Origin of the sequence: Desulfonatronospira sp. MSAO_Bac3 (genome assembly GCF_003838035.1) — a bacterium.
Taxonomy (GTDB): domain Bacteria; phylum Desulfobacterota; class Desulfovibrionia; order Desulfovibrionales; family Desulfonatronovibrionaceae; genus Desulfonatronospira; species Desulfonatronospira thiodismutans.
Genome location: NZ_QYZY01000185.1, coordinates 1 through 22,830, shown reverse-complemented (window position 1 = coordinate 22,830; position 22,830 = coordinate 1). Strand labels below are relative to the sequence as shown.

At 51.1% G+C, this 22,830-nt stretch carries 20 protein-coding genes; 2 read left to right on the top strand and 18 right to left on the bottom strand.

The genetic code is table 11. The features are described 5' to 3' along the window. Positions 1–57: 57 nt before the first annotated feature. From D5S03_RS06430 to D5S03_RS06420, 3 genes are read right to left on the bottom strand one after another with little or no spacing between them, the layout of a single operon-like run. Positions 58–996, bottom strand: coding sequence for a SurA N-terminal domain-containing protein (locus D5S03_RS06430; RefSeq protein ID WP_008868848.1), 939 nt, complete (start codon positions 994–996; stop codon positions 58–60). A gap of 18 nt (positions 997–1,014) precedes the next feature. Next, a complete protein-coding gene (mfd, locus tag D5S03_RS06425; protein ID WP_008868847.1) occupies positions 1,015–4,449 on the bottom strand; it encodes a transcription-repair coupling factor in 3,435 nt (1,144 codons plus the stop codon). Between the two features lie 30 nt (positions 4,450–4,479). After that, on the bottom strand, positions 4,480–4,956 hold the full coding sequence (locus D5S03_RS06420) for a chemotaxis protein CheW (RefSeq protein WP_008868846.1): 477 nt from the start codon (positions 4,954–4,956) through the stop codon (positions 4,480–4,482). 210 nt (positions 4,957–5,166) lie between these two features. Between D5S03_RS06420 and D5S03_RS06415 the strand changes: the two genes are divergently transcribed. Then, positions 5,167–5,379 (top strand): hypothetical protein, encoded by a 213-nt coding sequence (locus D5S03_RS06415; RefSeq protein ID WP_008868845.1) that lies wholly within the window; start codon positions 5,167–5,169, stop codon positions 5,377–5,379. A gap of 110 nt (positions 5,380–5,489) precedes the next feature. Here D5S03_RS06415 and rbp read toward each other — a convergent pair whose 3' ends face one another. Continuing rightward, the gene (gene rbp, locus D5S03_RS06410; RefSeq protein WP_008868844.1) at positions 5,490–5,744 is read right to left on the bottom strand and encodes an RNA-binding regulator; all 255 of its coding nucleotides are present in this window, start codon (positions 5,742–5,744) and stop codon (positions 5,490–5,492) included. Positions 5,745–5,911: 167 nt separating this feature from the next. After that, complete coding sequence (locus D5S03_RS06405) at positions 5,912–8,440, bottom strand: heavy metal translocating P-type ATPase (RefSeq protein ID WP_008868843.1); 2,529 nt, start codon at positions 8,438–8,440, stop codon at positions 5,912–5,914. 332 nt (positions 8,441–8,772) lie between these two features. Here D5S03_RS06405 and pyrR point away from each other — a divergent pair, with 332 nt between their 5' ends. Then, positions 8,773–9,321 (top strand): bifunctional pyr operon transcriptional regulator/uracil phosphoribosyltransferase PyrR, encoded by a 549-nt coding sequence (pyrR, locus tag D5S03_RS06400; RefSeq protein ID WP_008868842.1) that lies wholly within the window; start codon positions 8,773–8,775, stop codon positions 9,319–9,321. A gap of 101 nt (positions 9,322–9,422) precedes the next feature. Here pyrR and D5S03_RS06395 read toward each other — a convergent pair whose 3' ends face one another. The 13 genes from D5S03_RS06395 to D5S03_RS06335 form a co-directional block, all read right to left on the bottom strand. Beyond that, positions 9,423–10,445 (bottom strand): alpha-hydroxy-acid oxidizing protein, encoded by a 1,023-nt coding sequence (locus D5S03_RS06395; RefSeq protein WP_008868841.1) that lies wholly within the window; start codon positions 10,443–10,445, stop codon positions 9,423–9,425. A 10-nt stretch (positions 10,446–10,455) separates the two neighbouring features. Next, entirely contained in the window at positions 10,456–11,334 is an 879-nt protein-coding gene (dapA, locus tag D5S03_RS06390; RefSeq protein WP_008868840.1) for a 4-hydroxy-tetrahydrodipicolinate synthase, read from the bottom strand. Positions 11,335–11,476: 142 nt separating this feature from the next. Beyond that, positions 11,477–12,331 carry a diaminopimelate epimerase gene (gene dapF, locus D5S03_RS06385; protein WP_008868839.1) on the bottom strand — a complete coding sequence of 285 codons (855 nt, stop codon included), beginning with the start codon at positions 12,329–12,331 and terminating at the stop codon, positions 11,477–11,479. Positions 12,332–12,540: 209 nt separating this feature from the next. Beyond that, positions 12,541–12,816: an HU family DNA-binding protein gene (locus D5S03_RS06380; protein ID WP_008868838.1), complete on the bottom strand. Its 276-nt coding sequence runs from the start codon at positions 12,814–12,816 to the stop codon at positions 12,541–12,543. 117 nt (positions 12,817–12,933) lie between these two features. Beyond that, positions 12,934–13,752, bottom strand: a complete 819-nt coding sequence (locus tag D5S03_RS06375) for a MinD/ParA family protein (RefSeq protein WP_008868837.1) — start codon at positions 13,750–13,752, stop codon at positions 12,934–12,936. A 78-nt stretch (positions 13,753–13,830) separates the two neighbouring features. Continuing rightward, complete coding sequence (locus D5S03_RS06370) at positions 13,831–14,679, bottom strand: GGDEF domain-containing protein (RefSeq protein WP_008868836.1); 849 nt, start codon at positions 14,677–14,679, stop codon at positions 13,831–13,833. Further along, positions 14,672–15,776 (bottom strand): peptide chain release factor 2 gene (gene prfB, locus D5S03_RS06365; protein ID WP_144311463.1). Its coding sequence is split into 2 segments (ribosomal slippage): positions 14,672–15,700 and positions 15,702–15,776, totalling 1,104 coding nucleotides; the frame shifts between segments, so codons are not numbered across the junction. The genes D5S03_RS06370 and prfB overlap by 8 nt, the downstream gene beginning before the upstream one ends. Positions 15,777–15,782: 6 nt before the next feature. After that, entirely contained in the window at positions 15,783–17,339 is a 1,557-nt protein-coding gene (lnt, locus tag D5S03_RS06360; protein WP_287043053.1) for an apolipoprotein N-acyltransferase, read from the bottom strand. After that, positions 17,336–18,148, bottom strand: a complete 813-nt coding sequence (locus tag D5S03_RS06355) for a hemolysin family protein (RefSeq protein WP_008868833.1) — start codon at positions 18,146–18,148, stop codon at positions 17,336–17,338. Before D5S03_RS06355 ends, lnt begins: the two co-directional genes overlap by 4 nt. A gap of 53 nt (positions 18,149–18,201) precedes the next feature. Further along, a complete protein-coding gene (locus tag D5S03_RS06350) occupies positions 18,202–19,269 on the bottom strand; it encodes a PilZ domain-containing protein (protein ID WP_008868832.1) in 1,068 nt (355 codons plus the stop codon). Positions 19,270–19,366: 97 nt separating this feature from the next. Next, a complete protein-coding gene (gene mnmG, locus D5S03_RS06345) occupies positions 19,367–21,262 on the bottom strand; it encodes a tRNA uridine-5-carboxymethylaminomethyl(34) synthesis enzyme MnmG (protein WP_008868831.1) in 1,896 nt (631 codons plus the stop codon). 60 nt (positions 21,263–21,322) lie between these two features. Continuing rightward, positions 21,323–22,555, bottom strand: coding sequence for a M20 family metallo-hydrolase (locus tag D5S03_RS06340; RefSeq protein ID WP_008868830.1), 1,233 nt, complete (start codon positions 22,553–22,555; stop codon positions 21,323–21,325). A 63-nt stretch (positions 22,556–22,618) separates the two neighbouring features. Further along, positions 22,619–22,830: PxxKW family cysteine-rich protein (locus tag D5S03_RS06335; RefSeq protein WP_287043051.1), on the bottom strand; the 212-nt coding region annotated here is incomplete at its 5' end.

The following is a 22,830-nucleotide window of genomic DNA, read 5'->3' as shown; positions in this document are numbered from 1 at the left end:
CCCGTGAAAACTTACCTTGATTCAGAAAGAGTCTTGAGTCAGATGCAGCCTTTCCGGCTAATTTTCCATAAAAGCGGTTTCCAGCAGCCTGGCATTTATCTTGATATCCGACTCGTCCACGGTTGTTTCAAGCCAGTTGTAAAAAACCTTGTGCATTTTTTCCTGCACCAGGTTTTCTTCAATGATATCATATACCTGGTGTGGCTTTAAAAGCTTGCTGTCCTTGCGGTCCATGACCATCACCCGGTAATAAAGTCCCTGCCTGTTTTTCTGGATTTGGCTTTTTTCTCCCTTCTGCAGGCCGGTCAATTCATCCTGCAGTCCCAGAGGCAATCTGTCCACCCGCATTTCATACTCCCCCACATTGACCTGAGGATATTTTTCCCGGATGCGGGATATGTCTTCGCTTTCCTGGAAAGTGTCAAGGACTTCCTGCAGCTTGTCTTCTTTACCGGAGGAAAGGTGCAGAAAAACAATTCTTTCCGGAATATAAAAATCTTCAATATGGTAGTGATAGTATTCCTTGACATCTTCCACATCAAGGCTGATCCGGGGCCTTAATACTTCCTTCTTGAACTTGTCCCACATCAGATCCTTAAGAATACTGGCTCTCCAGAATTCAAGATCTATATGTTCCTCAATAAGCACCTCTTCAAATCCTCCATCGGGATAATCCTGTCTTATCTCCCGCTCGATTTTTGCCACCTCCCCGGGATCAACTGCATGCCCTGAAGAATTGAGTTCCTGTTCTATCAACTTCTGAACCACCAGGTCCAGCAGCACTCTGCCATAGGATGATTTGATTTCCTTCAAATCAGGCGGCACTCCCCTGGACCATTTGAAATAATCGGCATCATACCCGGACTCCACTTCATCCAGGTATATGGGCTGACCATTTACTGTGGCAACCACCCCTTCCTCGGGGGAGTCCGGGGAGCAACCCCAAGCCAGAACAGCCAGAAAAACAAGGGCAGTGACAAAAAAACAGTGGCGCATGTATATAATGTGCTTATCTCATGATTTAAGATGATCGGTCAAATCCTGAACAATATCCTGCAGTTCATAGAGGAAGTTCAGAACATTTGAATCCCTGTTCAAACGGATCTCCAGCTTAGATGGCGGCACAAGCCTGGCGATGCTGCTGTTTTTTTCTATCCACTGCACCAGCTTTTCAGGGTTCAGCTCACCTGTCTCCGCCGACCATTCAATGCTCAGCCTGTTTTCCATAAAATCCGCTTTCTGTGGCCCCAGAGCTTTCAGGGCGTGCTTTATTTTTAACACATTGATGAAATTATGCAACTCTTCAGGCAGTTTTCCAAACAGATCCTGGAGTTCCTGAGAGAGCTGGTCAAAGTCCTGCTGTTGAGCGCCGCCTGAAAGCATGCGGTAATATTTGAGCCTCTCTGCAGCATCGGGGATATAATCCTCTGGAATATAAGCCGAAAAACCAATGTTGATTTCCAGGTCCCTGGAACCGTAAGAAGTGTCTCCTTTCAGCTTGCCTACTTCTTCCTGCATCATCTCCAGAAAAAGGTCCAGACCAACTTTTCCGATCTGACCGGACTGAACTTCACCCAGGATATTCCCTGCACCCCTGAGTCTTAAATCTTCCATGGCCACCTGAAAACCAGCGCCTAAGTAATCCATATCCAGGATGATCTGCATGCGTTTTCTGGATTTTTCTCCCAGCTCCCTGACCGAGGGCACAATGAAATAGGCATAAGCCTGCTCCTGCGACCTGCCTACCCTACCTCGCAGCTGGTAGAGCTGGCCGAGGCCGAACATATGGGCCTGGTCAACAATCAGGGTATTGGCCCGGGGAAAGTCCAGCCCGGACTCGATTATGGCAGTACAGACAAGTATATCGATTTCGTGATGCCAGAATCTGTGCATGTTCTCCTCCAGGATGCGCTCGGGCATCTGACCGTGGGCCATGTCCACTCTGGCCTCGGGCATCAGATCCTGGACATACTCCATGACGCTTTCCAGACCCTGCACCCGGTTGTAAACCCAGAACACCTGTCCCTGCCGGTCCAGTTCCCTTTGCAGGGCATGCCGCAGGAAATCCCTGTCCCTTTCAATTATTGAGCTCTCCACCGGCTTGCGGTCCAGGGGAGGGGTCTCAATTACGCTCAAGGTGCGAATTCCGGATACGGACAGCTGCAGGGTCCTGGGGATGGGGGTGGCGGTCAGGGTCAAGACATCAATATTTTGCCGGTACTGTTTTAGTTTTTCCTTGTGCCTGACCCCGAATCTTTGCTCCTCGTCCAGAATCATCAGAGAAAGTCTGGGCAGAATCACATCCTGGGACAAAATTCGGTGTGTACCTATAAGTATATCCACCTCACCTTTTCTGGCTCCCTCCAGGATGATTTTCTGCCGATTGCGGGGAACAAAACGGCTGAGCATGCGCACATTTATGGCAAAATCCTGCATACGCTGCACAAAATTTTGATAATGCTGTTCAGCCAGTACGGTTGTGGGACATAAAAGGGCCACCTGCTTGCCGTCCTGAACCGCTCTAAAGGCCGCCCGCATGGCCACCTCGGTCTTGCCGAAGCCCACATCTCCGCAAACCAGGCGATCCATGGGTTCATCGCTCTCCATATCCTGCATGACTTCCCGGATGGCCTGCTCCTGGTCCGGGGTCTCCTGGAAACCAAAGGTATTGGCAAACTCCTGGTAAAGTTCTTCGGGGGGGCTGTAGGAATACCCCTTGACCACCTTGCGCTGGGCATACATGTCCACCAGGTCTTTGGCGATTTTTTGAATGGCCTTGCGCACCCGGTTCTTGGTTTTGCTCCAGTTGGCCCCTCCCAGCTTGTCCAGGGCAGGGTCCGCCCCGTCCGGTCCCTTGTATTTCTGGACCAGGGAAAACCTGTCCACCGGGACATACAGTTTGTCATCATTGGCATAGTACAGAACCAGGTAATCACTGGCCTGGGTATCGGTGCTTATCCTTTCCAGCCCGCCGAACCGCCCCAGCCCGTAATCACGATGCACCAGCATGTCCCCGGGCTCAATATCCTCAACCCTGGCAATGCCCTTGAACCTTCCCGTGGGGCCAGTACGCTGCCTGGTTCCGGGCTGCAGTACGTCCTCTCCCAGAATGTAGATATGATTCCAGGACATGTGCATGCCGGTGCCGGTTCCCGCCACCACGGCGTAAAGTCCCCGGACTTCAGGGTCAAAAGAAGTCTTTAGTTCAATATCCTCCTTTTGGATTACATCCAGGAACTTGTCCCTGGACTTGGCCGTATTGAAATTCAGTATTACCTGATTGGCTGTCCTTTTCCATTCCTTCAGGGCCTGCAGAAATGCAGGCCAGGGCCTGCGGTTGTCCTGGGGTTTCCAGAAAATATCCGAGAAGCTGTTTATCTCTTTTTCACCAAGATCAACACCCCTGGATTTCTGACCCATAACCAGCCTTTCAAACACCACCTGCCGCCTGTTGTGCCACATGGTCCTGGCCCGGACTTCAGGCTGAAAAAAAAGCTTTTCAGGCCACCCCTCGGCTTCGGCCCACTGTTTGAGCTTCCATTCCTCTTCTTCGAGAGATGTTCTAAGACGCGCGGTGTCCACCAGAAAAAAATGAGCATCCTCTGGCAGGAATTCCGAAATTTCCCCCGGACTGGAATAGAAAAGACCGGCAGGATAAAACGGATCTTTTTCCTCCAGCTTGAACTCCAGCCTCTGGCGAAGTTCTCTGCTGATTTCACCGGTAGACTTGAGATAATCCGCCTTGTCCCTGGCCTGTTTTACCAGGTGGTCCTCCATTGGACTCGGGGATACGGGCAGTATCAGGCATTCTTCAAGCTGGCGGATGGACCTTTGAGATACAGGCTCAAAGGTTCGGATGCTTTCCAGGTGGTTTCCAAAGAATTCAAGGCGCAGGGGATGAGGATAACCAGGGGCATAAATATCCAGAATATCTCCCCTCTGGGACACCTCTCCCGGTGATGTGACCATAAAAACCCTGACATAACCCCATTCAACGAGCTTATCCAGTATGTCTCCAGGATTTGTTTCCTCACCGGTCATAAGCAGAAGGAACACGTCCCGGACCACGTCAGGAGGCGGAAGATAGTTCAGCATGGAATCCGCAGTCAAAACGGCTGCTTTGCCCTTTTGCTGCATAAGCCCGAACATTGAGGCCCATATCCTGCCCCATGCAGGTCTGCTGGAATGCCCTGGTGAAGGAAGGAAAAACCAGGATGACTCCCAGAATTTATCCTTTTCCATAGAAGTCCGGCTGAATATCTCAGCCAGTTGCATGTACTGCTTTACATCAGAGTTGGGAGGGAGCACCAGCACAGCATCGTGTCCCTGACGGCGCAGGTATTCGGCAAGATAGATCTGAGTAGCCGGACCTGCCTTGTGGATATGGATATGCCTGGATTGCCGGCCTGAATCCAGAAGCTTCTCTTTTAAGCTGGGATCTACAAACAATCTTGATTCCGAATTACAATCCGGTTTTGCTTAAACCTGACTCAAGACCTTTTTTTCTTCCCGGCTTAGCAGCCTGTCCAGGTCCAGCAAAATGAGCAACCTGTCTTCAAGCTTGCCTACACCGCTTATATATTCCGAATCAAGTCCGGCCACCACCGGAGGCGGAGGTTCGACAGTATCTGCAGGGATTCTCAGAACTTCTGAGACGGAATCGACAATAAAGCCTACGATCATTTTGTTGATCTCCACAACGACAATCCGGGTGTTCTTGTCATGGCCCCTGGAGTCCAGGCCGAATCTCTTGCGCAGGTCTATCACCGGTATCACCTTGCCTCTGAGGTTGATCACCCCTTCTACAAAATCAGGGGCTTTGGGCACCTTGGTAATCTGCATCATCCTGATGATTTCCTGAACCGTGAGAATCTCCACACCGAATTCTTCGCCGCCGATATTGAAAGTGACCATCTGCAGCAGGTCGGCATCCTTTTTCTGGGTGTGATTTTCCATGGTTATCTCCTGCGTAAGTTCTTAATAATTGTTTCCGGCAATAACTATAAGAGGAATCAATAATGAATTTTCTGGTTAACAGCGCTAAATCTTTTTCTTTATTTTATCAAGTCAAAATATGTTGCCAAAAAACCAGCTTGTGGTTAATATCTGTTATCAAGGAGTAAGAGATATTTTTTTAAACTCAAGTATGGGAGGGTTCATTCAATAATGGCCTATTTTCTACGCAATCCTGACAATTATCCTCTGGAAGAACAAGTAAAGATTCTGGGTGACGAAGAACTTCTGGATTTCTGGGAGGAAAGCCAGTTTCTGGACAGATTCAATGACGATGAAGCCTATAAGACGCCGGGACCGCGCATTAATTACGAAGAGGTCATCCTCAAGGAACTGCAGATAAGAACCTGCATGAAAATCGTTTAGATTTTGCAGGCTGCTGCTGTTGATTTGCCATATCAAACCTAATCTTAAACAAGAAAAACCATCCCGGGAGTCCCCGGGATGGTTTTTTTGGCTTATCTTGCAAATAAAATTTAGAAGCGAGCTTCACGTTTGGGCTTGGCCACATTGACCTTGATGTTGCGGCCTCCGAAATCAGTCCCGTTGAGACTTTCAATGGCCTCGTCAGCACCGTTTTCCATTTCCACAAAACCAAACCCCCGGGAACGGCCGGTTTCGCGGTCCTCAATGATCTTTGCCGAGCTTACCTCTCCATATTCAGCAAAAAGATCGCGGAGTTGGGCCTCAGTAGTGCTCCAGGGCAGGTTGCCCACATACAGATTGGTCATAAGATAACGCTCCTGAAAAAGTAAAACAGGGAAATCACCGGTCCAGGCCGCAAACCATCCGACCCGCCCACAAAAACCGGTGAAAGATACTGCCCCCCTCTATATTTCAGGCATTTTTCGAAAGCAAGTTTTTTTTGACAAAAAAACTCATAGAAAAATATTTTCCTTTACTTTCGCGGCTTAAAGGAACGTAGTCTTAGACTGTTGGTTACCACCGATACGGAACTTACGGCCATGGCCGCTCCGGCCAGCATGGGATTGAGTATGATTCCGTAAAAGGGATACAATACGCCGGCAGCAACGGGTATCAGGACAATATTGTAGATAAAGGCCCAGAAAAGATTCTGGCGGATTGTCCTGGTAGTTGCCCTGGAAAGGGAGATGGCCGTGGGCACACCGCGCAGGTCGCCGCTTATGAGGGTTACGTCCGCTGTCTCCATGGCCACGTCCGTGCCAGTGCCAATGGCTATGCCCACGTCGGCACTGGCCAGGGCCGGGGCATCGTTGATGCCGTCTCCGACCATCGCCACGCGTCTGCCTTCCTGCTGCAGACTGGTCACATAATCAGCCTTGTCCTGAGGAAGGACCTCGGCAAAGACCCGGTCAATGTCCAGCTGCCGCCCTATGGCCCGGGCGGTGGCTTGATTGTCCCCGGTGAGCATGATCACTTCCAGGCCCATTTTGCGCATGTCCTGTACCGCTTCCCTGGATGTATCCTTCAGGGGATCGGCCACGGCGATCATCCCGGCCATTTTTCCGTCCCTGGCCACGTACATGGGAGTCTTGCCTTCGTGGGCCAGTTCCATGGCCCTTTCCTCCCAGGGGCCGGTAGAAACCTTGAACTGCTGCATAAGGCGAAGATTGCCGGCAAGGATCTCTGTGCCCTCCATAAAGGCCTTTATCCCCTGCCCTGGAACAGCGTCAAAGGATTCTGCAGAACCCAGGTTCAGGCCCTGTTCCCTTGCATGACGCACAACAGCCTCTCCTAAGGGGTGTTCAGATCCCTGTTCAACGGATGCCGCCAGGCGCAGAAGATCATGGGCTTCAGTGCCCTGTTCCGGCAGCAGGTCCATGACCTGGGGCTCACCACGGGTAAGTGTGCCGGTTTTGTCCAGGACCACTGTCTGCAGCTTGTGCGTAAGCTGCAATGTCTCGGCGTTCTTGATGAGAATGCCGTTTTCAGCACCTCTGCCCATACCCACCATTATGGCCGTGGGAGTGGCCAGACCCAGGGCGCAGGGGCAGGCTATTATAAGCACAGCGATAAAGGTGGTCAGGGCAAAGGTCAACTGCGGTTCAGGCCCGTAAATGGACCAGAAAACAAAGCTCAGAAGTGCTACACTTAGAACTGCGGGCACAAAGTATGCCGCTATTTGGTCCACCATCTTCTGAATAGGGGCCTTGGATCCCTGGGCCTGTTCCACCAGCTGGATTATCCTGGCCAGAGCAGTATCCCGGCCGATCTTTGTAGCCCTGAACTGAAAGCTTCCCACCTTGTTTATGGTTCCGCCTATGACTTCATGGCCGGGCTTCTTGGTCACAGGCATGCTTTCCCCGGTGAGCATGGATTCGTCAACAGTGGAGGAACCGGATGTTATCTCCCCGTCCACAGGAACCCTTTCTCCGGGGCGGACCAGGACAACATCCCCCAGCTGCACTTCTTCCACTGGTATTTCAATGTCTTCACCGTTTCGTCTTACCCTTGCACTGCGGGCCTGCATGCCCATGAGCCGGCGAATGGCTTCGGAAGTGCGTCCCTTGGCCCGGGCCTCCATGAGCCGGCCCACAAGGATAAGAGTGGTGATGACCGTGGCCACGTCGTAATAAAGCTGATAAGGAAAACCCAGGTTGGTCAGAAAACCGGGGAAAAGGGTCATGGCCGCGCTGTAAAGCCAGGCCGAGGTGGTGCCCATGGCCACCAGGACGTTCATATCCGCGGTCAGATGCCGCAATGCCCCATATGCACCCTGGTAAAAACGCCACCCGGCAACAAACTGTACGTAGGTGGAGAGAATCAGGAGAACATATACATTGCTTAAGAAAGCAGGCACCCAGTCCGACCACATGGGCATCATGTGGGGAATACTGCCTATAAGGACAACAGTGGTTACCGCCGCCCCGGAAACAACATCCCTGACCAGGCGTTTCATCTGTTTTTCCCGAACCTCACGTTCCCTGTCCTCGCTTTCTTTCTGTTCTGTGCCGGCATGGACCACCTTGTAACCGCTTTCTTCCACTGCTTTCTGAAGGGAAGCAAGTGTTTCCGGACCTCCGGTATATGTGATCAGTGCACGCTCAGAGGCAAAATTAACTTCTGCCTGCAGCACTCCGGGAACATCAGACAGGGCCTTTTCCACCCGGCGCACGCAGGAGGCACAGGTCATGCCCTCAATATCCAGAACCGCCTGGTGCTGGTCCACGGGTTGAGCACCAAAACCGATACTTTCCACGGCCTCTGTCAACTCTGCAAGAGAAACCCGGTCTTCAAGGAAGACAGTGGCCTTTTCTGTGGAAAGGTTGACTTCAGCGGTTCTTACCCCTTCAATATCTGTAAGGGCCTTTTCCACTCGGCGTACGCAGGAGGCACAGGACATGCCGGTGATTTTCAGGATAACCGGAGGGTTATTTTTGCCGGAGTTTTCTTTCAAAGACTCCGGAGGCTTGTCCAGCCCGAAAGTTTTTTTGTCTTCAGACATCTTTACCCCGATCAAGAATGCAGATATATTTCAATTTGTTTTTTCCAAAGGCCGAAGCATGTCCGGCAGACATGGTATCGTCGTATCTGTTTAGCGATTTGCATGTGGCATGGGGACTGGCTCTCCCCGCACTGATTTTTGTGAAGGATAATTGAGAGGTTTAAAAATAAGTGCGGGGGTGCCTGTCCCCTGCTTTCCTTAACAACGCTAAACAGATACGCATCGTCGAACCGAAGCTGTACAAGGTAAGAGTTTAGAGGTAGCAACTTGCGGGAACAGGTATCTTTACCAGATAAATGATTTCCCTGCAAGAATATTGATAGGGGGGCTGAATGGTATCACGAGTAATTCTAAACGCCAAGCAGATGCAGAAAACTCTGGAGAGGCTTGCTTCCCAGGTGTGGGAACAGACAGCCGACACTGAAACCCCGGCGCTCATTGGAATTCAGCGCAGGGGAGTGGATCTGGCCGCAAGGATGCAGAAAATGCTTGAAGAAAAGACCGGACAGGAAATAAGACTGGGCAAGTTAGATATAAATCTTTACCGGGATGACTGGACAAAAATGACTTCAACCCCGGTAATAAACAGTACAAAAATACCTTTTTCCGTGGACGGAAAAACCCTGATACTAGTGGACGATGTGCTGTACACTGGACGGACCATTAGAAGCGCTCTGGATGCCCTTCTGGATTTCGGACGTCCCGGGTGCATCAAGCTTCTGGTGCTCATTGACCGCGGCCACCGGGAATTGCCCATCCATGCGGACTTTGTGGGCAAAAAAGTGAACACCTCCAGAAAGGAACAAGTGGATGTTGTGCTTCGGGAAAGAGACGGCGATGACAGAGTGATGCTGCAGGAGGCTGAAAATGAATTAGAGTGAAGCGCAATGATTTGAAAAAAATCTGGTTGCCAGGAAGGGCATTTCCAGCTTTTTGCCCTTCCTGGTTCCATGATTTCTTTGCAGATGTTTTGTAAAGCGACTTAATCCCGGTGGTCCAGAATCCTGGGGCATACTTTTTCCACATCCGGCACACCGGTGAGAAGCATGGCCTGGATAAGTTCCTGCGTGTACTTGTTTAAAACGAAAGACACCCCTTCCTTTCCTCCTCCAAACGCTCCGGTGATAAGCGGCCTTCCTACAAGTACGGCATCCGCGCCCAGGGCCAGAAGCTTTATTACATCCGATCCCGAACGTACACCGCCGTCAGCAATAATCGTCATGCGTCCTCTGACCATTTCGGATATTTCCGGCAGAACTTCTGCGGCCCCAGGGGTATGATCCAGGACCCTTCCCCCGTGATTGGAGACCACTATGGTTGAAACCCCTGCTTCCAGAGCGTCCAGGGCATCGTCAATGGTCATGATTCCCTTGAGTACAAAGGGAAGATCAGTAGACTGAACCAGTTCTTTTATTTCGTGCTTGTCCTTGGGTCCCACTGCCTGGCCCTTGAGGGCCATGGTCACTAAGCCTGCTCCGTCAATATCCACTCCGACAGCCATGGCCCCGGCCTCTTCAGCGCTTCTGATACGTTTTACTATCTCTTCCTGGGCCCTGGGCTTGATGATGGGTATGCCCTGCCCCTGGTTGTTTTTTATGGCCTGGACTCCGCTGTCGAACATGGCCGGGTCTGCTCCGTCCCCGGAAAAGCCGATGCTTCCGGAATCAATGCTTCCGGAAATTATATGATCGATAAACTCCTGTTCGGTGATCTGTCCGCCCATATTGTAAGTGGTTCCGGTCATGGGAGCGGCCATAATGGGAGTCTTGAAATCCCTGCCCCACAGCCTGATGCCTGTGTCCGGTTTTTTTACTCCGTGTACCGCGCGCATTCTCAGCCGGTAGCGGGCCAGTGCTTTAAGATTTACCTTGAACGCTTCGCCTGTGCCCATTCCGCCCATTCCGGGCACTTCACCGGCACACATGCGGCCGTCGCACACCGGGCAGACCCGGCAGTATCCCTTCAGTTTTTCCTTGGCCTCTTTGGTGATGTCATTCCAGTTCATAAAGCCTTCCTTAAATCAGTTTTTTGTTCTGCAGGACTTCCTTGAGTCTGGCCTGGTTTTTTTCCTGCATGGGTACCAGGGGCAGCCTTAGTTCCAGCTCGATTTTTTTCATGAGGGCCAGGGAAGTCTTTACGGGTATGGGATTTGTCTCGAAAAACATGGCCCGGCAAAGGGGAGCCATTTCAAGGTGCAGCTTTTTGGCTTTTTCCTGATCGTTGTCCATATATGCCTTGCACAGAGAGTGCATCATATTGGGGACGATGTTGGAACTGACAGATATTACTCCATGTCCACCCACAGCCATAAGGGGCAGCACGATGGAATCCTCCCCGGAAAGAACAGTAAAATCCGGCCCGCATTCCTCGATAACTGAAGAGACCTGGGTCAGATTGCCGGTGGCTTCTTTGATACCCACGGCTTCAGGTACTTCCCTGAAAATCCTGGCCACGGTATCCGGCAGTACGTTCAGGCCGGTCCTGCCAGGTACGTTGTAGATAAAAAACGGTATGGGTACTTCCCTGGCTATGGTCTTGAAATGCGCCAGAAGACCGTCAGGAGTGGGTTTGTTGTAATAGGGAGTGATGAGCAGGGCCGCATCAGCACCTGCTTCCTTGGCATACCTGGTAAGATCAACGGCTTCGCTGGTGCAGTTGGAGCCTGCACCGGCTATTACAGGCACCCTCCCCTTGACCTGGTCCACGCATACGCTGATGGTACGCTTGTGCTCTTCATGGGAGAGAGTAGCGGACTCTCCGGTGGTGCCGCAAGGGACTACACCATCTATACCCTGCTCCAGCTGCCACTCGATGAGATTGCGATAAGCCTCTTCATCCAGCTGATTGTTTTTAAATGGAGTTACCAGGGCAGTATAAGCGCCACGGAACTGCATACATCCTCCTTTGTTTGACATGATTTTTATATTTCAGGACTTGAATGATTTTTTTAGCACTACAGCGAAACTTATTTATTGACCTCCGGGGACTGTCCCCAATAGAGATACCATGCTGTATTTTATAAGTTTCTCTGTAGTGTTAGTCCCCTGGGATTTTCAAACCGAAGGTGTCCAGGAAGAGCATCCCCTGGTAAATGAAATCTGCCTTTCCGGTCAGAAAAACACCTTGTTCTTGCAGGTCAATATTCAGGTGTTCTTTGCCCGACGTAACCACCTGAACAGAATTTGCACACAGACCCAGGGCTGAGGCAACGACGACCGAGGCGGCAGCACCGGTCCCGCAGGCAAAAGTTTCATCCTCCACCCCCCTTTCATAAGTGCGCAGATAAATGTGTCCCCTGTCCTTGACCTGAATAAAGTTAACATTGGTACCTGCAGGTGCAAAGTCCGGATGCATGCGGACCATCCTGCCAAGCCCGGACACATTCACCTTGTGCACATCATCGCATATGATCACGGCATGCGGCACCCCTGTATTCACCGAATGTAAATTGACCGGGCTGCTTTCCTCAAAGTTTAAAATACTGTGCAGCTGCAGGTTCTCAGCCGGAGTCAACTGCACCCTGACCTTACCCTTGTCTTTGACCTGGGCCCGTACGGCTCCCGCATCAGTTCCGAAAACCTGCTCCCTGCCGGCCAGGCCCAGCCTGTGCGCCAGTCTGGCTGCGCAACGGGAGCCGTTGCCGCACATTTCAGCCCGGGAACCGTCGGCGTTGAAAAAATGCCAGTCAAAATCGTGCCCCTGGGTGCGGGGATTATCCAGAAATATCATCCCGTCCGCACCTATGCCGAATCCCCGGGGGCACAGGGTCTCTGCCCACCGGGACATCAGTTCTCCGGGGAGATTAAGGGAGGTATTGTCCCACAGGATAAAGTCGTTTCCGCTGCCCTGCATTTTAAAAAACTGCTGCATATTCGAGGATAAAGGTTTCATGAAAATCTCATTTCAAGCAAGGTTATAATAAATTGTGTACGCCCTGTCATGCACATGGCGTGGATGTTTGACAAGATTGTTTTTTCATGTCCACCGGACAGACAGGAAGGTTTGAAAAAACCTGCTTTACAGGTACAGCCCATCATGGTGAACACTAAAAACAACAGGAAAGTTCAGGAGAAAAGAGACGGGTATTTTCTGTGAAGACCTCAAGTATTCAAATACTCCTTTAGTTCTTTTCCGGCCCTGAAAAACGGCAGTCTTTTGGGACTGACATTGACTGGTTTTCCGGTCTTGGGATTTCTGCCCTGATACCCATCATACTCTTTGATTTTAAAACTTCCAAACCCTCTTATTTCCACCCTGTCGCCGTTTTGAAGGGCTTCCTTCATGGAATCGAAAAAAATGGTCACAATTTCCGTAGCTTCCTCTAAAGAAAGATCCCTTTCTTCAGCCAGACGCTTGATCAGTTCACTTTTGTTCATGGCTTGGCTCCTGTTTTATAATTCAAAGGACCTATATTAATCATGAATGCAAATGAAAATATATGCTTACATTGAAAGTAAAATCAAGAGATTTTTATCGTGTCAGACGTGCCTGACTCAAGTAACCGGTTCTCCCATGCGCAGGGGAGGAACCGAAGCAATACTCTCCATGGCATCAGAACGTAGCTGGGTCAGCTTCTCGGCCACGTTCATGATATCCCTGGATGCCCTGGACCGCGGAGAAAGCTTGAAAAAAGGAGTCTGCTTGCGCACAGAGTCGAGTACAGCCGGGTCATTCTGTACTTGACCCAGATACCCTACTTCAAGCTGCAAAAACTTGGCGCAGGCGGCTCTAATTCTTTCAAATCCCAGCCTGGCCTCTTTTTCAGAATCCACCATATTCACCAGGATATGAAAATCATCGATTTTCTGCCTTGTGTGCAGAACCTTTATCAGGGCGTAGCCGTCGGTAAGGGAAGTGGGCTCTGGAGTAATTATAACCACCTGTTTGTGGGTCATCTGGCAAAAAGCCCGGACCGTCCTGCTGATGCCTGCACCCACGTCCAGGAGCAGGAAATTGTATTTGTAAAGCAGGTTTTCCATGCGCTGGATAATCTGCATCTGCTGGTCCTCGTCCAGATCCAGGATGTCCGTTACTCCGGAAGCTGCTGGAATCAGTCCCAGGCCGTTGTCTTCCAGACTGTAAACAATATCTTCGGCCCTGGCTTCTTTGTCTAATATATCGTTAAGGTTTTTTTCAGGAGAAATGCCCAGCATAACATCCAGGTTGGCCAGGCCCAGATCGCAGTCCACCAGCAGGGTGTTCTGAGCAGTCTGAAAAAGAGCATATGCCAGATTCAGGGAAAGATTAGTCTTGCCCACCCCGCCCTTACCGCTGACGATGGACAGACTGAGAGTCCTGTTTTGATGTTTCATTTCCTAAACCTTTACTTGAATTTTTAACAGCCAGATCTGCACAATCTGATCTGCACAGCAACTATGCAGGTATCCACGTTATCCCAGCAAAAAATTCTTTTCAGCCTTTTGTACCAGGGCTTCTTCGTTGACTGCATCCTGGAATATCTCGGCGCTGATCGAATCCTTACCATGCTCTTTGACCTTGTACAGCTGCCTGTCCACTTCTGAAATCAGCCTTTCAGCCGTGATTTCGGTTTTCCCTCTGTATGTAGCAGCACCAATGGAAACGGTATAGCTCACCTTGTGCCTGCTGTGAGGGCATTCAACCTGCCTGCTGCGGATACTGTCCATGATGCGCCAGAACAAGGGCTCGGATTTATATCTGCCTGTTCCGGGCAGAATCAGGGCAAACTCCTCTCCGCCAATGCGTGCGGCATAATCAGCAGCCCGTATTTCCTGCTGAATAATACCGCCCAGATCCTGTAGAACCCTGTCTCCGCAAGGATGTCCGCAGGTATCGTTTATTTTCTTGAAATCATCAATATCCATCATGGCCAGGGTCAGGGGCAGCTTGAACCTGAAGGCCCTTTCCACTTCCCTGTCCAGTATCCGCTGAAAAAAACCCCGATTGTACAATCCTGTCAATGCATCCCTGTCCCTGGCCCGGGTGAGATTTTCGATGTTTTTCTGCATCTCCATGAGGGCGGGGAACTTTTCCTGGTCCAGGGCCAGGGTGAGCCATGCGGGGTCTACCCTGGATTTAAGCTTTAGTTCCTCTAAATCTTCCTGGTCAAGATCGTCGAGCAATCGAACCAGAGCGATCCTTCCCCTGGTTTCCCCGGGGTTGTGGTTTCCACCCTGTTTACGCAGGAGGTTTTCCAGTTCCAGCAGTTCCTGCACGAGTTTTTCCTGGTCCTGCTTACTCTTGAAAGTGGGGTTATCCATGTCTGTACAGGAGATAGTTGCGGATCAAGGTGTCGATGTTTCCGTCCAGGACGCTGTCCACATCATAGATCTCGGTGTTGTTCCTGTGATCCTTTACCAGCCGGTAAGAATGAAGAGTATAGGTGCGGATCTGGCTTCCCCAGGCAATGCTGTCCTTGGCTGCATACTTTTCCTGCCTTTCGTCTTCAAGCTTTTTCATTTCTTCATCGTAAAGCTTGGCCTTCAGGATTTTCAGGGCGGCATCCCGGTTGCGCCTCTGAGATCTTTCGCTCTGGCACTGGACAACGATTCCAGTCGGCATGTGGGTTATCCGGATGGCGGAGCTTGTCTTGTTTACATGCTGCCCGCCCGGACCGCTGGCTTTGAAGACATCCACCCGCATATCCTCTTCCTTGACTTCGATATTGATATCGTCGGAGACCTGCGGATACACGTCCACTGAAGCAAAGGAGGTGTGCCTGCGCCCGGAGGCATCGAAGGGAGAAATGCGGATCAGGCGGTGTATGCCTCTTTCGCTCTTGAGAAGGCCGTATGCATACTCTCCTGTAACCTGCAGCGTCACGCTTTTGACGCCTGCTTCGTCTCCGGGCAGGTAGTCCAGGTAATCCAGCTTAAAGCCTTTGCTTTCAGCCCACCTGGTATACATGCGCAGAAGCATCTCCACCCAGTCCTGGGCTTCAGTGCCTCCGGCTCCAGGATGAATGGAGACAATAGCGGGGTTATTATCGTCCTTGCCGCTTAACAGGGCTTCCAGTTCAACCTTTTCAAGCTGCCTGCTGAGGGTCTCAAGGCTGTCCTCCAGGGCCTGCAGGACTTCACCGGACTGGTCATTGTCAGCGAACTCCAGCCATTCCCTTACCTCTTCCTGTAAGCTGTGCAACTGTTCGTACTTGCTGACGCTTTCTTCCAGGCCGCTTTTCTCCTTGAGTATGGGAGTCAATTTTTCAGGACTGTCCCATGCCCCGGGCCGGGACAGTTCATGCTCGATCTCCTCCAGTCGCTGCTTCTGGGATTCAAGGTCAAAGCCGCCCCCAGAAAGATGAAAAACGTTGAAGCACCTGATCTGAACGGGCTTTTATATCGGATAACTGCTGAATCATGATTTACTTATTGATGTAAGATTTTTCAGAAAAAGTCCTCTTTGCCGGCACAACCAGACACAGGGCCAGTCCAGCAAGGCTGATGCCGGCCAAAATCCAGTTTATATGCCAGTGCCAGACATGGTAGAAAGTTTTATCATCCAGAAGTTTTACCTGGCCTGACAGGGTCGCCTCCTGAAAAAGCGGGGTACTTTCATATACTCTGCCGGAAGGATCAATAAAAGCTGAAATACCGGTATTTGTGGATCTGACCACATAACGACCCTGCTCCACGGCCCTTAAGACACTCAGGTGCAGGTGCTGTCTGGGGGCTGAAGTATCGCCGAACCAGGCATCATTGGATATGTTTATCAATACGTTTGCACCCTGCTGCACCCTGTCCCTGACAAGCCCCGGGAATATTATTTCGTAGCAGATGAGCATGCCCAAGGCAAGCTCTTCATTTTCCATGGGAGCAGTAGCTTTGCCCGGAGAAAAATCCATGGGCCCGGCCACCAGGCGATCCAGGAAAAAAAGGTAGCTGGACCAGGGGATATATTCTCCGAAAGGGACTAAGCGTTCCTTGTCGTAGTGATCTTGTATCAGCCCCCTTCCGGATATCCAGAAGGCCCTGTTGTGCAGCTTGTAATTTATACCGTCCTCCTGCATTTCATAAGCAGGGGCACCGGTGATAAGATCAATGCCCTTTTCCTGGGCGAGATTCATGACCATGAAGCTCATGCGGCTCTGTTCCTGCAGGTAAAAAGGCATGGCGGTTTCCGGCCAGACCACCAGATCAGCATTTATCTCATCAAGAGACTGAATGGTCAGGTCCTTATACTTTTCCACAGTTTTCATCTGGATCTCTTCTTCCCACTTAATATCCTGGTCCAGGTTACCCTGAACAATCAGGATATCTTTGGCCGGGCCGTCATATTCTTTTTGCTGCAGAAAAAAACCGTATCCCAGCACAGGAAAAAGCAGGGCCAGTGCCGCCAGTACAGGGATTGTCCTGCCCTGATAAATCCAGATGCCTGCGCAGGCAAGGAGCATTGCCAGTCCGTAGCTTCCAACTATGGAAACAGCCTGGATGGATTCCGGCCAGATACTGAAGGCCTGGGCAGCAATAAGCCAGGGGAACCCGGTAAAGACATACTCCCTGGCAAATTCCAGAAAGGCCCAGACAGCTCCGCCGAAAACACCGAGAGCAATCCATGAGAAACGCCTGCTCATAATATGTACCACAAATACATAGAGACTGCTGAAAAGCCCAAGGACAAACCCCAGCAGAAGGGGGAAGAACAGGGCCAGCACCAGGGGAAAGTGCCCGTAGACATGCACCGGGACCACTATCCAGTAAAGGGTCACTGCGTAGGCCGGACCTGAAACAAGAAGCCCCCGCCTGAAAGCTTCACCTTTACTGCGGGTGTTTAAGGCAATATAGTTAAGCCCCAGGAAAAAAAGAAAAATCAGGAAGGGTACCTGCAGCAGGGGGTTGGGAAAAGCCAGAAAAAGCCCGGCAAGACACATGAAAAACTGGGCCCAGAAAGAGCCCTGCCTGAAAATTTCCGGGAGTCTCATGGATCCAGACGCCTTATTGTCAGCCACTGTATGTTTTTGGTATTGGCTTCCTGCACTACATAAGAGAAAAATTCATCGGAAAATTCCTCGCCCTTCACGGGGACTTTGCCGGCCAGATGGCTTATGTAGCCTCCGATAGTCTCCACCTGCTCTGTGGGAATTTTTATTCCAATATCTGCCAGTTCGTCCAGGGAGGTGCGTCCGGCAACATAGTAGGTTCCGTCATCCATGGTCTGCACTTCCTGTGGGCGTGGCGGATCGTATTCGTCTTCGATCTCTCCTACTATCTCCTCGAGTACGTCTTCCAGGGTAACGATACCAGAAGTGCCGCCGTATTCATCCAGTACAACACCGAGGTGTATCTTCTGATTCTGGAAATCCATGAGGATCTGCCTGACATTTTTGGTTTCCGGCATAAAATGAGGTTCGCGCATCAGAGAATTAACGGAAACGTCTTTGTTTTCAAAAAAATGCTGCAGCAGATCCTTGGCATGAATCAAACCCACGATATGGTCCTTGTTCTCCCGGTATACAGGCAGCCTGGAATGCCCGGACTGCAATATGGACTCCGCCACATCCTTCAGGGTGTCGTTTTCTTCGGCGCATACCAGGTCCGTTCTGGGGACCATGATTTCCACGGCCTGCTTTTCATGAAGGCGCAGTATATTAAGAAGCATGCGCACTTCTTCATTTTTTATCTCCCCTTCTTCGCTGGCCTCCCGGATGACTTCTTCCAGCGGGGCATCACAACGCGTACCGAACATTCTGCGGATCATGTTCCACAGCTTACTTTCTGAGGCCTCTTCCAAGTCATTCCTCCCTGGATAAAATTCTGTTCATATGCAGACTTTTTTTCAACCTGTCAATCAGGGACTCCTTTTTCACGGTAAAACTGCAGGTGTTTCTGCACCACCCAGTTGACCACGTCCTCCACTCCCTCTTCAGGGTCCACCTTTTCCCATCTGACTATGTCGCCGGTGTCAGGATCAAGACGGGCAGAATATTCATACTGCATGCCCAGAATATAGTATCCATGCTGGTCGGTAAAATAATTCCTTATCCTGCCCACTAAGTAATAATTGTGTACCTCGCTGTCCTGGTCAGGTTTGTCCCGGAGCTGAAGGAAAATTATCAGGTTTGGATTTGCTTTTATAAAATCCTCCATGGATCCAAGGAGGCTTTTTGCTATTTTAATCCTGATCCCTCCACCCGACAGGTCTGCAAGCCTCAACACCGGCTTGCTTTCAGCCGGAATGTATTGTGCCAGAGGTTCCGCCTTTGAAGAGATATCCCGGGGCAGGGAACCGTCACTGTTGTACAGAACCTGCCAGACCCTCATGGACTTGACGTAGGCCAGAGGAGGGTCCAGGCGCAGGTGCACCCTTTTTTGCTCCATGTTCAGCACACCGGGTACAGCAAGTTGAAGCACTGGCTCGCTGTTTATTACAGGGAAGCCGGTTATGCTGGATTCAAACTTATAATAAACCCTTTTTTGCCTGTCTATACGAACAGAGAAAAAAACAATCACACTCCTGTTCAGCCAGCTCTTTTTAAGCTTTATGTGCTGCGGAGGTTCTATAACCAGCTTGTCCCCGGAAAGGTCCTGAATGAGACAGGACAAATGCTGTCCGCGGGTCCTGAAATAAAGCTCCAGACGGCTGTTCTGGGCCCAGGCTTTATCCAGAATTTCATGTATTTTTTCAGGGGAGGATACTGTGAAGGGATTGGATTCCTGGGACTCTGTCGAGGAGCCAAGCCTGGAGTAGGCCAGATACCCCAGAATAAAAAAAAGCACGATTCCCAGCACGATTCCCAGCACCATAAAACCGGTGCCGAGCATGGGAGTGTCATGAAACCCCTCGGATATCTGGGGCCAGAACTGCGCAAAATATATGTGCGCGCTGAATAATGCCTGGTACAGGGTGAACAAAGCACTACCTTTCAGGGGTTAGGGATAGATTCAAGTGCTTGCAGCCGGCAGCATTCAATCTTTTTCCACAATAGACTGCCTTTTTCCAGGAAATACTTCAATGGTCCTTATCTTGTTGTGGATCTTTCTTACCCATTTTAAGATAAATCTGCAATGCAGAAAGTGTTGCAGGAGTTATGCCGGAAATACGGCCTGCCTGACCCAGTGTTTCAGGGCGGATGGCAGACAGTTTTTCCACCGCCTCCCTGGATAGACCGGACACCCGGGTGTAGTCCAGGTCACGGGGCAGCCCGGTATCCTCCAGATGCCTGATACGTTCGGCCATTTCCCGCTGGCGGCTGATATAACCTTCAAACTTTATATCTGTCTGTACCCGCTCCAGAATAGCATCTTCGTAATCATCCAACCCGGACCAGAGGGGCTTTAGCTCCCTGATACTGATACTTGGCTGCTTCAGGATATCAGCCAGGGAGGCCGATCTTTTGGGAGGATGGGCTCCGATCTGTTCCAGAATTTTGACGGTGGATTGATCCGGACGGATAACCATCGACCGCAAAGCCTCCTTGAGGCTTTGCATCTGCTGCTGCCTGGCCGTGAAAATTTTCCAGTACGCATCGTCCACCAAGCCCAGCTCCCTGCCCAGGGGTGTAAGTCTTTCATCCGCATTGTCCTCTCTTAAAAGCAGCCTGTACTCCGCCCTGGAGGTAAACATGCGGTAGGGCTCGCTGGTACCCCTGGTTATCAGGTCATCCACAAGTACGGCCATGTATGCCTGGTCCCTTTTGAGAATGAAATCCGTGCCGTGACTGCGGGCATAAATATTCAACGCTGCCCATAGTCCCTGGGCTGCAGCCTCTTCATACCCTGAGGTGCCGTTTATCTGTCCTGCAGAGTAAAGCCCCTGCACCGCCCTGGTCTCGAGGTGCGGCGTCAGCTGTGTTGGATGAATATAGTCGTATTCAATGGCGTAGCCTGGGCGGACAATAATGGCTTTTTCCAGGCCGGGAATGGTCTGAAGCATCTTTTTCTGCACATCCAGGGGAAGACTTGTGGAAATACCGTTGGGATAAACTTCATGGCTGTCCAGACCCTCGGGCTCCACAAAGATCTGGTGACGCTCTTTTTCTGGAAACCTGGCCACCTTGTCCTCTATGGAGGGACAATACCTGGCTCCGGTGCCGTGAATTAGGCCCTGGTACATGGGAGAACGGTCCAGGCCGGCGTTTATGCACTCATGGGTGCTGCTGCTGGTATAGGTGATATGGCAGGGAATCTGCCTGAGGGTTCTGGGGGCCCCCCGGAAACTGAACCTGGGAGGAGGATCGTCTCCGTGCTGCTCCTGCATGACGGAAAAATCAATGCTTTCCTTCAACAGCCTGGGGACTGTGCCGGTTTTAAGCCGTCCAAGATCCAGGCCGAGTTTGCGCAGGCTGTGGGAAAGACCGGCGGATGCCGGATCACCCAGTCTCCCGCCGGAACTGCTCCTAAGCCCCACATGGATCTGGCCCTGCAGAAATGTTCCCGTGGTGAGCAGAACAGCCGGTGCATAAAAATCTTCACCAAAGGCGGTGCGCACTCCACGGATACGGCCGCTGGTTACCAGCAGGTCCTCGGCAAAAGCCTCCATGATATACAGGTGATCAAGAGAGAACAGGGTGCTTTGCGCACTGAAGAGATACCTGCTGCGATCCATCTGGGCCCGGGTGGCCTGCACGGCAGGTCCTTTACGGGTGTTGAGCCGCCTGAATTGAATACCCGATTCATCGGCCCACAGCCCCATGATTCCTCCAAGGGCGTCAATCTCCTTGACCATGTGACCCTTGGCCAGGCCTCCGATGGCTGGATTGCAGGAAAGGTGTCCGATACGGTCTATGTTGTTGGTCAGAACAAGGGTTGCAAGGCCAAGCTTTGAAGCGGCATGAGCGGCTTCACAGCCTGCATGCCCGGCCCCGACAATAATCAGGTCGAAAATCTCGGGGAGTTCTTTTATCATTCCTGGCGGTTGATGGCTGAATGTGTCATCCTGGGTTTTGATATAATTGCAGCCAGTAGTTCAGCCCGTTTCATCATTTATAGCCATGAGGGCCATGACCTGGGCATCCTTCAGGGTGCTGGCGATGCTGGAACGTTCGTTGGGCTGGTGCGCCGTGCCTGTAAGGGTGGCCCATACCACGGCACTGTATCCCCTGTGCCGGAGAAAAGCAGCCACGGTGCCCCCGCCCACTCCCCGGGGCTCTGGCTTTACCTGGTAAACTTTCTCGATACCGCGGGCAAGCCTTTGGACAACTTCACTGGCAGGGTCGGTATGCGGGGCTGCCTGCTGCTGATAAACAACCTCGTAATCAATATGCACCCCGTATTTCTTCTCTATATCCGAGCCCAGGTTCCTGGCTTCGTTGATTACGTCCTGGATTGAGTATTCAGCCAGTATGCGGCAGTCCAGATAAAAGACATCCAGTCCCGGGATGGTATTGATGTTGGGCACGTTGGCTTCTTTTTTGGTAGGACAGAAAGTGGAGCCTGCCGGACTGAAAAGATCGTTCCGGCCGGGAAAAATTTCATGCAGTCTTTCCAGCTGGAGTATGAAGGCAGCAGAAGCTGCAAGAGAATTTATCCCTTTTTCCGGGGTCGAGGCATGGCATTGTCTGCCCTTAACAGATACCTTGAGCCAGAGCATGCTTTTTTCAGCCACTTCCATCATGGTGGAATCGCTGGTGCCGAAGTCAGGAACCAGGAAAAGATCATCTTTTTCAAAAAGATCTTTTCGATTATCCAGCACATAAGGCAGGCCGTAGTCATTCCCGGTTTCCTCGTCGGCCACGAAAAGAAGACCCAGATTTATATCCGGCTTTACACCCTGCTCCATAAAAGCCCTGGCCGCAAGTACAGATGATACTATGCTCTGGTGGTTGTCCTCCACTCCCCGGCCAATGAGCGTATCTACATCTACTTCCAGGGAGTAGGGATCGCTTTTCCATAGAGACAGATCCCCCGGCGGGACGATATCCAGGTGACTGATGATCCACAGAGTTCTGCCTGCATCCCGGCCACGGATCCAGGCAGCCAGATTGGGCCTGTACCCGCATTCCACCCGCTGATCCGGTGCATTGATTTCAATTATTTCCTCAAATCCGCAGGCACGCAGATACTTGTGCACAAAATCAGCTTTTTCCTTTTCGCCTCGGCCTTCATTGGACGGCCCGAGAGCAGGAATGGAAACTAAGCTGGACTGCAGCTGCACCACTTCATCCGCTTGTTTATCCAGATATTGTATAATTTGTTGCATGACCTGACTTCAAAGGATGGTGTATACGCCGGAAATCTTGCCCGGCGTATGCACAAGTAATTGTTATCTCTTTTTGGCGGCGCGCTTGGAAGCCTTGATGGGGTTGATCTTGACCTGGCCGCTTTTGTCAAAGGTGGCCTGCACATGGGTGGCAAAATTGCAGGCATTGTGTTCCCACTTCATGGCCGGTTCAGGGTAGCTTTTGCAGTAAGTCTGCCCCCCGAATTCATGAATGCGGTCGCAGCCGTTGCATTTTTCCACTATGGGATAGCACT

What these genes read in the sequence shown, in the direction of transcription:
- D5S03_RS06430 (WP_008868848.1), bottom strand. Translation starts at nt 996, where the DNA reads ATGCGCCACTGTTTTTTTGTCACTGCCCTTGTTTTTCTGGCTGTTCTG.
- D5S03_RS06420 (WP_008868846.1), bottom strand. Translation starts at nt 4,956, where the DNA reads ATGGAAAATCACACCCAGAAAAAGGATGCCGACCTGCTGCAGATGGTC.
- D5S03_RS06415 (WP_008868845.1), top strand. Translation starts at nt 5,167, where the DNA reads ATGGCCTATTTTCTACGCAATCCTGACAATTATCCTCTGGAAGAACAA.
- rbp (WP_008868844.1), bottom strand. Translation starts at nt 5,744, where the DNA reads ATGACCAATCTGTATGTGGGCAACCTGCCCTGGAGCACTACTGAGGCC.
- D5S03_RS06405 (WP_008868843.1), bottom strand. Translation starts at nt 8,440, where the DNA reads ATGTCTGAAGACAAAAAAACTTTCGGGCTGGACAAGCCTCCGGAGTCT.
- pyrR (WP_008868842.1), top strand. Translation starts at nt 8,773, where the DNA reads ATGGTATCACGAGTAATTCTAAACGCCAAGCAGATGCAGAAAACTCTG.
- D5S03_RS06395 (WP_008868841.1), bottom strand. Translation starts at nt 10,445, where the DNA reads ATGAACTGGAATGACATCACCAAAGAGGCCAAGGAAAAACTGAAGGGA.
- dapA (WP_008868840.1), bottom strand. Translation starts at nt 11,334, where the DNA reads ATGCAGTTCCGTGGCGCTTATACTGCCCTGGTAACTCCATTTAAAAAC.
- dapF (WP_008868839.1), bottom strand. Translation starts at nt 12,331, where the DNA reads ATGAAACCTTTATCCTCGAATATGCAGCAGTTTTTTAAAATGCAGGGC.
- D5S03_RS06380 (WP_008868838.1), bottom strand. Translation starts at nt 12,816, where the DNA reads ATGAACAAAAGTGAACTGATCAAGCGTCTGGCTGAAGAAAGGGATCTT.
- D5S03_RS06375 (WP_008868837.1), bottom strand. Translation starts at nt 13,752, where the DNA reads ATGAAACATCAAAACAGGACTCTCAGTCTGTCCATCGTCAGCGGTAAG.
- D5S03_RS06370 (WP_008868836.1), bottom strand. Translation starts at nt 14,679, where the DNA reads ATGGATAACCCCACTTTCAAGAGTAAGCAGGACCAGGAAAAACTCGTG.
- lnt (WP_287043053.1), bottom strand. Translation starts at nt 17,339, where the DNA reads ATGAGACTCCCGGAAATTTTCAGGCAGGGCTCTTTCTGGGCCCAGTTT.
- mnmG (WP_008868831.1), bottom strand. Translation starts at nt 21,262, where the DNA reads ATGATAAAAGAACTCCCCGAGATTTTCGACCTGATTATTGTCGGGGCC.
- D5S03_RS06340 (WP_008868830.1), bottom strand. Translation starts at nt 22,555, where the DNA reads ATGCAACAAATTATACAATATCTGGATAAACAAGCGGATGAAGTGGTG.